Origin of the sequence: Mycobacterium deserti (genome assembly GCF_025345615.1) — a bacterium.
In the GTDB taxonomy this organism is placed as follows: Bacteria; Actinomycetota; Actinomycetes; order Mycobacteriales; family Mycobacteriaceae; genus Mycobacterium; species Mycobacterium deserti.
In genome coordinates, this window is record NZ_JAODWD010000003.1 from 568,372 (window position 1) to 581,890 (window position 13,519).

13 protein-coding genes are annotated in these 13,519 nt (G+C 66.2%); 3 read left to right on the plus strand and 10 right to left on the minus strand.

Translation table 11 applies throughout. The features are described from left to right. Positions 1-114: 114 nt before the first annotated feature. Complete coding sequence (locus N4S67_RS14170) at positions 115-2,445, plus strand: putative bifunctional diguanylate cyclase/phosphodiesterase (protein WP_260993607.1); 2,331 nt, start codon at positions 115-117, stop codon at positions 2,443-2,445. Here N4S67_RS14170 and msrB read toward each other — a convergent pair. After that, positions 2,367-2,813, minus strand: a complete 447-nt coding sequence (gene msrB, locus N4S67_RS14175; RefSeq protein WP_260993608.1) for a peptide-methionine (R)-S-oxide reductase MsrB — start codon at positions 2,811-2,813, stop codon at positions 2,367-2,369. The genes N4S67_RS14170 and msrB overlap by 79 nt on opposite strands. Before the next feature lie 236 nt (positions 2,814-3,049). Here msrB and N4S67_RS14180 point away from each other — a divergent pair, with 236 nt between their 5' ends. After that, positions 3,050-5,356: a putative bifunctional diguanylate cyclase/phosphodiesterase gene (locus N4S67_RS14180; RefSeq protein WP_260993609.1), complete on the plus strand. Its 2,307-nt coding sequence runs from the start codon at positions 3,050-3,052 to the stop codon at positions 5,354-5,356. Here N4S67_RS14180 and aftC read toward each other — a convergent pair whose 3' ends face one another. From aftC to N4S67_RS14195, 3 genes are read right to left on the minus strand one after another with little or no spacing between them, the layout of a single operon-like run. After that, positions 5,357-6,616 (minus strand): arabinofuranan 3-O-arabinosyltransferase, encoded by a 1,260-nt coding sequence (gene aftC, locus N4S67_RS14185; protein WP_260993610.1) that lies wholly within the window; start codon positions 6,614-6,616, stop codon positions 5,357-5,359. Positions 6,617-6,652: 36 nt separating this feature from the next. Then, the gene (locus N4S67_RS14190; RefSeq protein ID WP_260993611.1) at positions 6,653-8,212 is read right to left on the minus strand and encodes an alpha/beta hydrolase; all 1,560 of its coding nucleotides are present in this window, start codon (positions 8,210-8,212) and stop codon (positions 6,653-6,655) included. Positions 8,213-8,240: 28 nt separating this feature from the next. Beyond that, a complete protein-coding gene (locus tag N4S67_RS14195) occupies positions 8,241-9,020 on the minus strand; it encodes a pyrimidine reductase family protein (protein ID WP_260993612.1) in 780 nt (259 codons plus the stop codon). Positions 9,021-9,054: 34 nt separating this feature from the next. Between N4S67_RS14195 and zapE the strand changes: the two genes are divergently transcribed. After that, positions 9,055-10,077 carry a cell division protein ZapE gene (gene zapE, locus N4S67_RS14200; protein WP_260993613.1) on the plus strand — a complete coding sequence of 341 codons (1,023 nt, stop codon included), beginning with the start codon at positions 9,055-9,057 and terminating at the stop codon, positions 10,075-10,077. Between the two features lie 69 nt (positions 10,078-10,146). Here zapE and N4S67_RS14205 read toward each other — a convergent pair whose 3' ends face one another. The 6 genes from N4S67_RS14205 to N4S67_RS14230 are packed head-to-tail and all read right to left on the minus strand — an operon-like array spanning position 10,147 to position 13,511. Beyond that, positions 10,147-10,677 carry a GNAT family N-acetyltransferase gene (locus N4S67_RS14205; protein WP_260993614.1) on the minus strand — a complete coding sequence of 177 codons (531 nt, stop codon included), beginning with the start codon at positions 10,675-10,677 and terminating at the stop codon, positions 10,147-10,149. A gap of 6 nt (positions 10,678-10,683) precedes the next feature. Beyond that, positions 10,684-11,175 carry a hypothetical protein gene (locus tag N4S67_RS14210; protein WP_260993615.1) on the minus strand — a complete coding sequence of 164 codons (492 nt, stop codon included), beginning with the start codon at positions 11,173-11,175 and terminating at the stop codon, positions 10,684-10,686. A gap of 40 nt (positions 11,176-11,215) precedes the next feature. Continuing rightward, a complete protein-coding gene (locus tag N4S67_RS14215) occupies positions 11,216-11,641 on the minus strand; it encodes a PPOX class F420-dependent oxidoreductase (protein ID WP_260993616.1) in 426 nt (141 codons plus the stop codon). A gap of 36 nt (positions 11,642-11,677) precedes the next feature. After that, the gene (locus N4S67_RS14220) at positions 11,678-12,271 is read right to left on the minus strand and encodes a methylated-DNA--[protein]-cysteine S-methyltransferase (protein ID WP_260993617.1); all 594 of its coding nucleotides are present in this window, start codon (positions 12,269-12,271) and stop codon (positions 11,678-11,680) included. Next, on the minus strand, positions 12,268-12,750 hold the full coding sequence (locus N4S67_RS14225; protein WP_260993618.1) for an RNA polymerase sigma factor: 483 nt from the start codon (positions 12,748-12,750) through the stop codon (positions 12,268-12,270). The genes N4S67_RS14220 and N4S67_RS14225 overlap by 4 nt, the downstream gene beginning before the upstream one ends. Before the next feature lie 35 nt (positions 12,751-12,785). Continuing rightward, on the minus strand, positions 12,786-13,511 hold the full coding sequence (locus N4S67_RS14230) for a Clp protease N-terminal domain-containing protein (RefSeq protein WP_260993619.1): 726 nt from the start codon (positions 13,509-13,511) through the stop codon (positions 12,786-12,788). Positions 13,512-13,519 lie beyond the last annotated feature (8 nt).

The following is a 13,519-nucleotide window of genomic DNA, read 5'->3' on the forward strand; positions in this document are numbered from 1 at the left end:
GGTCGTGACAAGGTCGTGCTCTAGTAAACGGCCCGACGATACTTAAACCGGCAAACGATGTGCAACTAGACCTGGAATTTCCCATGAGTGCAGTTATGTTGCTAGCCTGGGTATGTGGTGCATGTCGTCTGGGTCGCGGCCACGGCCACGACGGCAGCCGTTGCGCTTGTCGCGTGGCTGATCGCGGAATGGGGCGGACCGCAGACCACTGAGGCGGCAGCGATGATCGGTGTCCTGGCCTTTGCGGTGTTCGCTGCGCTGTCTGCGGTGTGGGCGGGTTGGTCATCCCGCGGCAGGCAGCGCCTCGCCTGGATGTGCCTGGCCGCCGGCCTGGGGGGATGGGCGTTCGGCGAAGCGCTGTGGGCCTACTACCGCCTGGTGCTGCACGCCGATCCGTTCCCTTCCATCGCCGATGTGGGGTACCTGCTCTATCCCGTGGGCGCCTGCGCGGCGCTGCTGTTGTTTCCTCTGGGGCACAGCGTGCACTCGCGCACCCGCCTGCTGCTGGACGGGTTGATCGTGGTCGGAGCCCTGTTCGTCGTCGCGTGGGTGACGGTGCTGCGATTCGTGTTCGGTTCGGGGTCCGAGAGCGCCTTTGCCGCCGTGCTGTACGTGACCTATCCGGCGACTGACGTAATCGTCGTCACGGTCGCCCTGCTGATCCTGGTTCGTGCCAAACGGCCGGCGCTGGTGCTGCTGACGCTCGGCAACATCGTGACTGCGCTGGCAGACAGTGCGTGGGTGTATTCCGACGCCAGAAATGTCTATATCGAGGGTGGCCTCGTCGATGTGGGATGGATCGTCGGGCTCCTTCTCATCGGCGTCGCGGCTCTGGCCAGCGGGCGGGGCGGCGTCACCGCCGAGGAGGTCCTCGGCCCGCCCAAGCGCGTGGAACTGTGGATGCCGTATCTACCGGTGGCCATCGCTGCGGCGGTCTGCGCGCCCTTCCTGTTGACCATGTCCGGCGTGCCGCCGCTCGTCGTCTCGTGGGCGCTGCTGGTTTCGGCGGTAATGGTGCGGCAGTTCCTGGTCGTCAATCAGAATCAGCGACTGCTCGCCATCGTGGCCGAGCAGGCCCTGCGCGACCCCCTCACCGGCCTGGCGAACCGGCTGCTCTTCCACGATCGCCTGAGCCATGCGATGCAACTGCAGAAGCGCGAGGGCGGGGCGGTAGCCGTGCTGTTGTTGGATCTCGACGACTTCAAGCGCGTCAACGACAGCCTCGGTCACCCCGCGGGCGATGCGTTGTTGGTTCAGGTTGCGCTGCGGATTGTGAGCTGTGTTCGCCCCGGCGACACGGTGGCGCGGCTCGGCGGTGACGAGTTCGCCGTTCTCACAGAGGGTGGACCCGCACAGTCGCGACGTATCGCGCATCGAGTGGTCCGCGCATTCGAAGAGCCCTTCGTCGTCGATGGCCATGCGCTGGTGATCCAGCCCAGCGCCGGGCTCGCCCTGGTGCCCGTCGATGACGACTCAGTCTCCATCGAGGATCTGCTGAAACGCGCTGATACCGCGATGTATTCGGCGAAGCGGTCCACGTCTGGCGGTCTGCAGACGTTCACTCCCGACATGTCCCACGTCGCTGCGAACAAGCGCGACAGCCAGGGCGGCCTTCTGCTTGAAGAGTTGCGCAACGCCATCGACAACGTCGATCTGACCCTCGCGTATCAGCCCAAGTTCGACCTGGACAACGGCGATATCGTCGGCGTCGAGGCGTTGATCCGGTGGCCGCATCCCGAACTCGGCGTGCTCGCGCCGGATCAGTTTCTGCCATTGGTACACCGGCACGGCTTGGTGCAATCGGTGACCGATCTGGTGGTATCCCGCGCCCTTGATGCGGCCGTCGAGTGGCGGGCCAACGGCGTCGCTGTGCCGATCGCGGTGAACATCTCGGCCCCGTCGTTGTCGGATCTGGACTTTCCGAACCGGATCGTGCGTGCACTCGCAGAACGCGGGCTGACCTCCGATGCGCTGACCGTGGAGATCACCGAGGATCTCCTCGTCGACAACATCGACCGCGCGCAAGCGGTACTCGAACGGTTGCGGGTGCGGGGGATCCGGGTCGCGATCGACGACTTCGGCAGCGGCTACTCCGCGCTGTCCTACCTGCGTGACCTACCCATTGACGAGGTCAAACTCGACAGACACTTCGTCAGCCCGATACTGACTGACACCCGCGCCGCGGCGATCGTCCGTGCGGTCATCGATCTCGCGCACGTTCTCGGCGTGACAACGGTTGCCGAAGGCGTCGAGAACGGCGAAACAGCCGCCAAACTGCAGGAATTCGGCTGCGACGTGGTCCAGGGCTACTACTGTGGCCCGCCGATCGACGCCGCGGCCATGCTCGATCTACTCCGCAGGCGCGGTCAGCGTTCTTCTGACGGGTCTTCTGCAGGGTGGGGCGACGCCGGGACCAGTCGCAGCGAAATCGAGTTGATGCAATAGCGCTGATCGGTGGGTGTCGGATATCCCTCGCCCTCGAAGAGGTGGCCGAGGTGGCTGTGGCAGTTCGCACACACGACTTCGACGCGGCGCATGCCCAGCGAGTCGTCGGTTCGCAGGATCACGGCATCCGATCTGGCGGGATCGAAGAATGACGGCCAGCCGCAATGGGATTCGAACTTTTCACTGCTGCGGAACAACTCAGCGCCACACGCCCGGCATTCGTAGACCCCGTCGGTCTTGGTGTCGGTGTATTCGCCGGTGAACGGCCGCTCGGTGCCCGCTCGGCGCAACACCGCGAACTCCTCCGGGGTGAGTTTCTGGCGCCACTCGTCGTCGGACAGTTCCACCTTGGGATGCGGAGTCGTCATAGGTCTACGCTAGCGGTCGCGGCGTTCGCACGGGTCTGGAACTTCTGGTGGTTTGCTGCAGCGGTGCGCCTTCGGGCGCTTGGCCCCCTGGTGAGCAACAGCAGCAATGTCGTAAAGCCGGTGAACCTCAGATGTTGCGCCGCAGATTCGCTGTAGGGGAATCAGGCGGCAAACCGGGGCGCCGTTCGGCCCGTTACGTATTTTGCTCTGTTCAGTATTTTGCTAGCCTCTGAGCGGTGTCCGAGGTCGCGAAAGTCGCGGGTGTCGCCACTACAGCAGCCGTCCTGTTTGCCGTATGGCTGATCGGTGGTTGGGGTGGCGTGTCGACCCTGCATGTCGTCGACGCGGTGGGCCTGATCGGGTTCGCGATCTTCGCGACGGGGTGTTCGGCACTGGCTGCGCGGTCGGCCTGTGGCCGCCAGCGCACGGCCTGGCGATGTATGACGGTGGGCCTGGCGGGATGGGCCGTCGGCGAGGTCATATGGGCGTTCTGCCGGATCGTCCTCGATATGGACCCCTTCCCGTCCGTAGCCGACGTGGCGTACCTGATGTATCCCGTCGCTGCGTGTCTGGCGTTGCTGCTTTTTCCCGCCGGATACACGAACCAATCCCGTACTCGCGTCATCCTGGATGGGTTGTTGGTCGCCGCGGCGCTGTTCGAGGTGTACTGGATACTCGTTCTGCGTGACATCAACGAGGCCAACGGCGTAAGCGGTTTCGCTGTCGGTCTATCGATCGCCTACCCGGTCAGTGATCTCGTCGTGGTCACCATCGCGGTGCTGGTGCTTATGCGTGCCCGCACCGCGCAACGCACCACTCTGATCCTGCTGACAGCAGGTAACGTGCTGAATGCCGTGTCCGACACCGCATTCGTGTATCTGACCACGTCGGGCGGATACGACACCGGAAACATCATCGACATCGGCTGGATCGGCGGACTGCTGTTGCTGGGCCTCGCCGCACTGCACAGCAGGCAGGCCAGTCAGGTAGAGGAGCAGACGCCCGTCGTGCCGTCGCGTCTGGAGATCTGGCTCCCCTATGTGCCGATCCTGTTGGCGGCGTTGGTGTGTGGCCCGGAGCTGATGCCGTTGTCGACTCTAGGCCCTGTCCTAGCCTCCTCGATCGTGCTGGTGGCTGTGGTGTTGGCCCGGCAGTTCATCGTGGTCGGGGAGAACCGTCGGCTGTTGGCCAACGCGGCCGAACAAGCGCTGCGCGACCCGCTCACCGGACTGGCCAACCGGGTCCTGTTCAACGACCGCCTGTCCCATGCCGTCCAATTGCACCAGCGCGACGACCAGGCGGTCTCGGTTCTGTCACTGGATCTCGACGACTTCAAGCTCGTCAACGACAGCCTCGGCCACCCCGCCGGAGATGTGCTGCTGGTCCAGTCGGCTCAACGGTTGATGGCGTGTGTGCGGAGCAGCGACACGCTCGCGCGTCTCGGCGGTGACGAATTCGCCGTGCTGTTGGAAGGCAGCGCCGATGACGCCCACGCCATCGCCCGCCGCATCAGTCGAGCGTTCGACGAGCCGTTCATCGTCGATGGGCAGGAGATCCTGGTTCGGCCCAGCGTCGGCCTTGCCGTCGCTTCGCCCGAAGGCCGCGAAACTACCGCCGAGGCGCTGCTCAAGCAGGCCGACGTGGCCATGTATTCGGCCAAACGGGCGCGCACCGGCGGCGTCCACACCTTCAGCCCGGACATGTACCTGATGGATCCGATCGAGGCCAACGGCGGCACCCGCCACGGCGCGATGGCGGTGCGCCTGCTCGGCGAATTACGATCTGCCATAGCCAATCTCGATCTGAGCGTAGTGTACCAACCGAAGTTCAACTTGCGTGGCGCCGAGATCGTCGGCGTCGAAGCGTTGGTCCGCTGGCCGCATCCTGAGCGGGGTCTGCTCGGCCCAGACCAGTTCCTGCCACTCGTCCGGCGACACGGATTGATGTGGTCGATGACGGAGGTTGTCTTGGCCCAGGCGCTCGATGACGCGGCCTGGTGGCGCTCGCGCGGCTTCAAGGTGCCGATCGCGGTGAACCTCTTCGCACCCTCGTTGAGCGATGTCGACCTACCAGGGCAGATCGTGCGTGCGCTGGCGAGCCGCAACCTGAGTCCCGAGACGCTGACCGTGGAGATCACCGAGGATCTGTTGCTGGACAACATGAGTCGTACGCGCAAGGTGCTGGACGCATTGCGCAGGCAGGGGATCCGTATCTCGATCGACGATTTCGGCAGCGGTTACTCGGCGTTGTCCTATCTGCGCGACCTGCCCATCGACGAGGTGAAATTGGATCGGCAGTTCGTCGCACCGGTGCTCGTCGACTGGCGGGCCGCGGCCATCGTGCGGGCCGTGATCGACCTCTCGCATGTCCTCGGGGTCACGACGGTCGCCGAGGGGGTCGAGAACGCCGAAACCGCGGCCCGCCTCCGCGGATACGGCTGCGACATCGCGCAGGGGTACTTCTACAGTCCGCCCTTGAGCGCGATCGAGATGCTCGAATTGCTGGACTCGGCATCGAAAGCGCCTGCCGCAGCGTCGCGCTGACTAGGCCGGCGCTGTTTCCTTGGTCTTCTGGAGCCACACTGGATCGATGCCCTCGTCAAGACGCCCTTCGGATTTCGCGTCCAGGTAGCGGAAATACAACACCGAGAACACGACGACCAGCATCAGTCCCCAGCCGTAGGTGAACTTCATGTACTCGAGGAAGCGGCCCGTCGTCGGCCAGTGTCCGAGAAGCCAACGGTCAGCGCTCATGAACCCGTAGATGGCCACCCAGGCCACCCAGTTGCGGAGCACTGAATTACGCAGCACCACCGTCATCAGGAACGGGAACAGCATCATCGAGTAGTAGCCCTGGCCCAACGAGAGCACCAGGAACGTCGCAATGAGCAGTACACCGGAGGACGTCAGCATCCAGAACAGCGGGTCCTGGGTCCGGTAGTACTTGTAGAGCAGCCACAGCGTGTAGCCGGCGAGCACCACGAAAGCGATGCGCAGCACCAGGATCAGCCACATGGGCAGGCCGTAGTAGATGCCGTTGCCCGCGATCGAGCTGTTGAAGTAGTCCCGCGTGGTGAGAAGGTAGGGCACCGTCCGCGTGATGAAGTTCATCGGGTCGCTGATCAACGGCCACGCCGCGATATTGAACACCGCAGGTACCACGACCGCGCCGACGAGTGGGCGCCACTGCCGGTTGAGCAGCGGCAGCAACAAGAGCGGGGCCAGGATCGGTTTGACGACGAGCGTCAGGCCGATGGCTACTCCCGCCAACCACTCATACTTCCTCTCGCCGGTGAGCAACCAGCGGAAGAAGAGCACCTCCAGCAACAGGAGGCACCCGTTGATGTTCCCGAAAACGAGTGTGTTGACGACGCTCTCGCTGATGAACATCGCAGCCAGCAACGCAGGCAGCGCCACGGAGTTCACTCCGTATCCGAACAGTTTCACCAGCAAGTACGCGGCCAGCACGATGGCGATCGTGTTGAACGTGATGAACCAGTAGCGCGATGCGTCGACGGGTAGATAGCCGAACGGCGCCATGATCAATGTGCCACCCGGCGGGTACAGGTAGTGCGGGTCGACATGATTGAAGTGCTCGTTGTAGATGTCCCAGCCCATCTTGAAGTTCACGACGGCGCGGTACACAGGTCCGTAGTCGTCGGTGATGTAGCCGTTCGTAGCCAGGACAAAGCTGCGGTGGATGATGAACAGAATCGCCAGCGGCCACAGGATGGACCGCAGCACCGTGGCCACCGAGGGCGGGGAGGTGCGGGGCCGGAAGGCGGCCAGGACAAGATCGCGCACCAGCGCACCGTACACCGATGGCGACGAGACGAGTCGTCAGGCCGGGCAGAACGTGTCGGTTTCCGGGAGCTTGCCGGTGTCGAGGTAGCCCGTCAGTGGGGGCAGCGCGCACGGCGAGTAGATGGCCGCGCCGTGGCCGATGCCCTGCCACATCACCCGCTTGTTGCTGGTGCCCGCGTTGAGCACGGTGGCCGCGACGGCTGCCACGCCTTCGTTGCCGACGACCGGGTCGTTCTGCGTGCCGAGCAGCAGCACCGGGAACTTCAGGTTCTGCGGCTCTTGCGGCGTCGCACCGCTGGGCCAGTTCAGGCACTTGACCAGATCGAGGGCACCGACCGCACCGAACTGCGGGTAGAGCTTGCCCCAGGCGACGACGAGTTCGCGGACCCGGTCCGGTGTCGGCCGGTTCAGCGAATCACTGCAGCCGTTGACGAAGTGACCGTCGGTGTCACGCAGCGCCTCGGCGTCGTTGATCAGGTTGGTCATCGCACTCCAATCGCCGGAGCGGGTGCCTGCCACCGCGGAGGCCAGGCTGTTCATGGCCGCGACGCGGTCGCCGCGCGGATAGGCCAGCGCGGTGGCGATGGCGTCGGCGACGGTGGCCACCGACCGCGACCCGAGCGAGTCGTACCCGCGTGCCTGATTCAGCACGGCGTCGACGGCGGCCTTGGGATCGGGCGCCAGTGGGCAGTTGGCGGCCACGCATTGAGCGGCCCACGCATCGAGTGCGGCCTGCTCGCCTTTGACGCGCTGCTCCATGGCGGCCTCGGCGGCGATGCCCAGCGGCAGCGGCGAATCGAGGACCAGGCGCGCCACCTTGGTGGGATGCGAGCTGGCGTACGCGAGTGCCACCTGGGCGCCGTTGCCGATACCGAGCAGCGCCAACGTCGGCACGTCCCACGTACTGCGCAACCGCTCGATGTCCTCGGCGGCGTGACCGTTGTCGTAGGCCGAGTCACCCGGGGCGATGGTGTCGGTGCAACTGGTGGTCGCGGTCTGCACGATCGCACCGAGGTTGGCGACCGGGTCGTCGCCGGACTGGAACTGCGCCTGGTCGGCCATCTCCTGGCGGTCGAAGAGGTCGCGACAGTCCAGCGCGCCCGACAGACCCATGCCGCGACGGTCGATCGCCACGACGGGACGCGTGTTGAGTACGTCGACACCCGACCGCGACAACCACACCGGCAGTTGTGTCGACGACGGCAGATCCGAACCTGTGGTCATCACCAGTGGTCCGGCGTCCGCCGGGGTCTGCGCGGACTTCGCCCGCACCACACCGATGCTCAGGTTGCCGGTCGCGCCGTTGATGGGATCGAGGTCGGCGTCGAAGGTGGCGCAGTCGAGCGTCACGGCGGGTAGCGGCGTGATGGCGGCCTCGGTGAACACCCGCGACGTGCAGTCGCGCCACGTCAGGTCGTTCTTCGGCACGTCGATCCCCGGCGTCGCGGCCGGCGGCGGGGCGGCTTGCGGCTGACCCTGCGGTTTGGCGCCTGAGTCGGTGGCGTAGCGCGGATTGGCGGCGAGGATCGGAGCGCAGGCAGCGACGAACACCGAGATGACGACCAGGCTCAAGGCCAGCTGAAGACGCCGCCGCATGCAGACCACAGTACTGATGCGTGACGCCTCAACCGCGCACGTAGCGGGTGTAGAGGTAACCCTCGTCGTCGGACAGCAGATGAGCCGGGCGCATCCGGTGGTGCACTTCGCCCGGGCCGGTGGCGATCCGCGGCGCCGCACCGCCGACCAGGAACGGTGCCACCGTCAGGCACAGCTCGTCGAGCAGTCCGTGTTCGATGAACAGGCTCAGGATGAGCGGACCGCCCTCGGTGAGCACTCGCAAGAGCCTGCGCTCAGCGAGCGTCTCGAGCACCCTCGCACCGTCTACCTGGTCGGGTGCGGATGCCGACGCGTCGATGACGTCGGCGACCGCACCCAGGCGCGCGCGGGTGGCCTCGAACGACTGGGTGCTGGTGAGTACCAGCGGCGGGACCTCGGTGCGGGTGAAGAACAGCGCGGTCGGGTCGAGGTCGCCGGAACGGGTGATGACCGCGATCGGCGGCACCTCCTGCTGGCCGCGACCCTGTCGGGCGCTGCGATGCGCGACGGGCACCTGCGCGCCGGAGTAATTCTCCGTGCGCACGGTGGCCGCGCCGACCACGATGACGTCTGCGGCGTAGCGCATCAGTGTGAACAGGCCGTGGTCGCCCGCACCGCCCAGTCCGGCGGTCTTGCCGCCCGAACTGGCCCCGCCGTCGACGCTGGCGATCATGTTGCCCCGCACCCAGCAGCGCTGCAGGCCCTCGGGGTATGCGTAGAAGTCCGACAGCCGGCCCTCGGCGCCGTCGATCTGCGGGCCGGTGGGCCCCAGCACGGTGTACTGCGCCCCCGCGGCGGTATCGGCCATGAACACGATTGCAGCACGCCGTTAAGGTGCCTGCATGCACGGGTCCAGTGGTGTCGGCCATCTGGTCGATCGGCACCCCGACGTCACCCCCGAGCGTCTGATCGCTCAACTCGTCCCCCCGCCGACGTTCGCCGACGTCAGCTTCGACAGCTACCTGCCCGACCCCGCCGAGCCGTCGCAGGCCGCGGCGGTGCAGTCGTGTGCGCAGTTCTGCGATCAGGCCGTCGAGCGTCGCGCGGGAAAAAAGAAGCTGTTCGGCCGTCGCGAGACGCTTCCCGGCGTCGGGCTGTACCTCGACGGTGGATTCGGCGTGGGCAAGACCCATCTGCTGGCGTCGTCGTACTACCGCCTGCCGGAACCGAAGGCGTTCGCGACGTTCGGCGAATTGACGCAATTGGCAAGCGTTTTCGGTTTCGTCGAGTGCATCGAGCTGTTGGCGGACTATGTGGTGGTGTGCATCGACGAGTTCGAGCTCGACGACCCGGGCAACACCACGCTGATCTCGCGTCTGCTGTCGCAACTCGTCGAACGCGGTGTGTCGGTTGCGGCGACATCCAATACGCTGCCCGAACAACTCGGCGAGGGACGCTTCGCCGCGCAGGACTTCCTCCGCGAAATCAACACACTCGCCGCGATTTTCACCACTGTGCGGATCGACGGGCCGGACTATCGGCATCGCGGTCTGCCGCCGGCGCCGGAGCCGCCCAGCGACGACGACGTGGTTCGTGGCGCCGCCCAGCGTCCCGGTGCGACGCTCGACGGTTTCGACGAGTTGTGTGCGCACCTGGCGACCATGCATCCGTCGCGCTATTCGACGCTGATCGAAGGGGTGTCCGCGGTGTACCTGACCGATGTGCACCCGATCGACGACCAGAATGTGGCGCTGCGGCTGGTGTCGCTGACCGACCGGCTCTACGACGCCGGAATCCCGGTGATCGCGTCGGGGGCCAAACTCGACACCGTCTTCAGCGAGGACATGCTCGCCGGTGGGTTTCGCAAGAAGTATCTGCGGGCGACGTCGCGGCTCCTGGCCTTGTCCCGCCAGGGCGACGCTTAGGCGCGAACGTTCCGTACCGCTCGAAATTCCGGCCACTTTTCGAGTGGTAAGGAACGTTCGGCCGGGGAGTCAGAGCGGACGCACCATCACGTAGTCGTTCTCGAAGCCTGTGCCGAGCCGGAAGCTTCTCGTGCCGGCGATGGTGAACCCGTGCTTGCCGTAGAACCGTTGCGCGCGGCCGTTCTGCTGGTTGACGCCGAGCCACACGCTCCTGGCGTCGAGATCACCGGCCCGCTGCAGCGCCGCGGTCATCAGCGCCGTAGCCGCGCCCGCGCCGTGACAGTCGGGCAGCACGTAGATCTTCGACAGCTCGACGGCCGGCCGGATCGTGACCGCACGCTGCACATCGCCGTCGTCGGGGACGCCACGAATCAGCATGGCGTATCCGATAATTCGGGTGTTCGACCGAGCGGCGAGCACCACCCGGTCGGGATCGGACAGGTAGCCCAGAAACCGGGCTTCGGACAGATGTTGGTCGATGAACGCCGCGATGTTGTCAGCCGTCACCGACGGGGGACAGGCGAGCGGGAACGTCTCGGCCGCGACGTCGGCGAGTTCTGCGATGTCGGCGTCGACGGCAGCGGCGACCTCAATGCGCAACGCGCGCTACACGTTCCACTGCGCCAGGTGTTCGCCGGTGACCTTGTCGACGAGTACGACGTTGGATACCAAATCGCGGTAGCAGTCCCACCAGACGCCACCGCTCACCGTGGATCCGGCGGGCGCGTTGAGCAGGGCGTACCGCAGCGCATCCGGCGCGTCGGAGTTGCGCGGTTCATACGCGTCGCCGGTCGGCGTGACTCCGCGGAAGGAGTAGGTGATGCTCTGCGCGTAGGGGGTGGGCACCTTGACCGGATGTACGGTCACCTGCGCGCGCCACACCTGATGACGAGGCGGACGCGGGGGGTAGCCGAACCCGGGCGGGATCGGTGATGGAGCGATGCTGTGCACCGTGATGTCGGCGACTAGGCCTTTGAAGTTCACTTGCAGCGTGTCGCCGAGACGCCCGATCGGCGCGGTCGCGGCGGAGACGGGCACGGCCGTGAGGCCGGCCACGGCAGCCATCGCGGCGATCAGGAGGACGAACCAGCGACGCATGCACGAATGATGGCACAAACTGAAACGTGTTACAGCCGCTTCAGGGCACCGAGGGGCCAACGCCGCCGACCTTGTCGATGCGGATCCGGGTGAGATAGCCCGGCGGCGCGCCGTCGGGCGGGAACTTCACCGCCGGGTTTGCCAACGTCTGGGCGAGCTGGTCGAGCAGTTCGGGCGCGCCGCCTTCGACGATGCGCGCGGTGCCGTTGATCGCCAGATACGGGCGCATCACCTCACCGGGTCCCTCCGGCGAAAGGATGGTCACCGCGACGCGCGGGTCGCGTCTCACATTGCGGACCTTCTTGTGCTCGGCCAGATGCGCGGTTACCAGTTCGTCGCCGTCCGGGTTCGACTGCAACGCCACCCATACCAGCGTGACCTGCGGGCTGCCGTCGGGGTTGAGCGTGACCAGCGTGGCGTCGGCGCCCGCACCGATGAGCGCGCGGGCGGCTTCATTGAGCTTCATGCGACGTTCTACCGCGTCGCGGACTGTTTCATTCCCTCAGGCGGCCTCGAGGTCGAGCAACGCCGACTTGGCCAGTGGTCCGCCGATGTACTGTCCGGTCGACCCGTCCGAGCGCACGACGCGATGGCAGGGGATCACCACCGGCAGCGGGTTACGCGAGCAAGCCGTGCCGACGGCCCGCACCGCCCGCGGGTGGCCGATGGCGGCCGCGACGGTGGCATAGGTCTCCCGATGGCCGTAACCGATGTCGCGCAGATGCTCGATGACGCTGCGCCGGAAGCCGTCAGCCAGGCGCATGTCGATCGGCACGTCAAAGGTGGTGCGGCGCTTCGCGAAATACTCCTCGATCTGGTGCGCGGCGGAATCCAGCCGTGCAGGCGCGTGCAGGACGCGTGGGCTCACAGCGTCGGCCAGCAGCGCGAGTACCGCGTCGTGCCCCTCGATGTCGTAGGCGACGCGAACCAGGCCGGCGCGGGTGGCGGCCAGCAGCAGGGTGCCCACCGGTGTGTCGAGGGTGCGGTAGGCGACGTCGAGCACACCCTCGCTGTCCGCGTCCTGCTCGAGCCGCAGGTGCAACCGCGCCAGTGTCTTCTCATCGGCGGCCAGGGAGTCGAAAAGGTTGCTCGTCATGCTATTTCGTCCTTCCGGTAAGTCTTGCGGAGCGTCTTGATGCCGTCGGCGGCGGCGCGGCGGGCGGCCTCGGGCGAGTTGCCGAGAAGCCTGGCGATGTCGGCGAACGGCAACCCGGCGATGTGGTGGTAGGCCACCGCCTGCCGCTGTTTGGTCGGCAGCCGCGACAGCGCCGACCACAGATCGGGGTCACGGGTTGCCGGGTCGGCTCGGGCGGCCACCCGTTCGGGCATGGCGTCGGTCGGTACCGGCGCGCGGGACCTCGCGCGCCCGACGTCGAGTGCGCGCCGGTGGGCGATGGTCACCAACCACGCTTCGACGTTGGCATCCTCGGACAAGTCCGGGTAGGCGCGCAGCGCTGACAGGAAAGTCTCCGACCAGGCGTCGTCAGCGTCCACCGGCCCGACGACGGCGCGGCAGACCCGCAGCACGGTCGCTCCGTGCGCGGCTACCACGTCTTCGAACGGTCGCACCCTCACATCATGTAGACGCCACAGGGCTCCGCGTTGTGAGATCAGCCCTTCACGAACGGCTCGAGCGCCTTGGTCAGGTCGTTCTCGAAGCGGTCCTTGTCGACACCGAGGCGGTGCAGGACGCCGCCATCGTCCTCGGCCTCGAACAGGGCCAGCACAATGTGCTCGGTGCCAACGTAGTTATGGCCCAAGCGAAGTGCTTGACGGAATGTCAACTCGAGGACCTTTTTCGACGCCGCATCGAACGGCGTCAGCGGCGGGAGATCGCACTCGGCGCGCGCGGGCAGCGTGACCGCACTCGCGACCTTGTCGCCGTCGATGCCTTGTCCGGCGAGCAGCTTGACCGCGATTCCGGTCGGATCTGCGAACATCGCCAGCAGCAGGTGCGCCGGGCTGATCTCGGCGTTACCGGCCTCCTGCGCCTTGTTTTGCGCCTCGACCACCACGTTGCGGGCGCGGGGCGTGAAGCGGCTGAACCCGGCCTCAGGGTCGAGCGCGGCCGAATCCATGGGTGACTTCGGTACGAAGCGCTTCTGGGCCGCCTGCTTCGTCACGCCCATGCACTTGCCGATGTCGGTCCATGACGCTCCCGACCGGCGCGCCTGGTCGACGAAGTGACCGATGAGATGGTCGGCGATCTCGCCGAGTGCCTCGGCGGCCAGCACCGCGTCGGTGAGCTGGTCGAGCGGCTCCGAGTGCACGTGTTTGATGACGTCGATGAGGTCGTCGAGGCGGACAGGATTGGTGATCTTCGCGGACTCGGTCATGCGTCAAC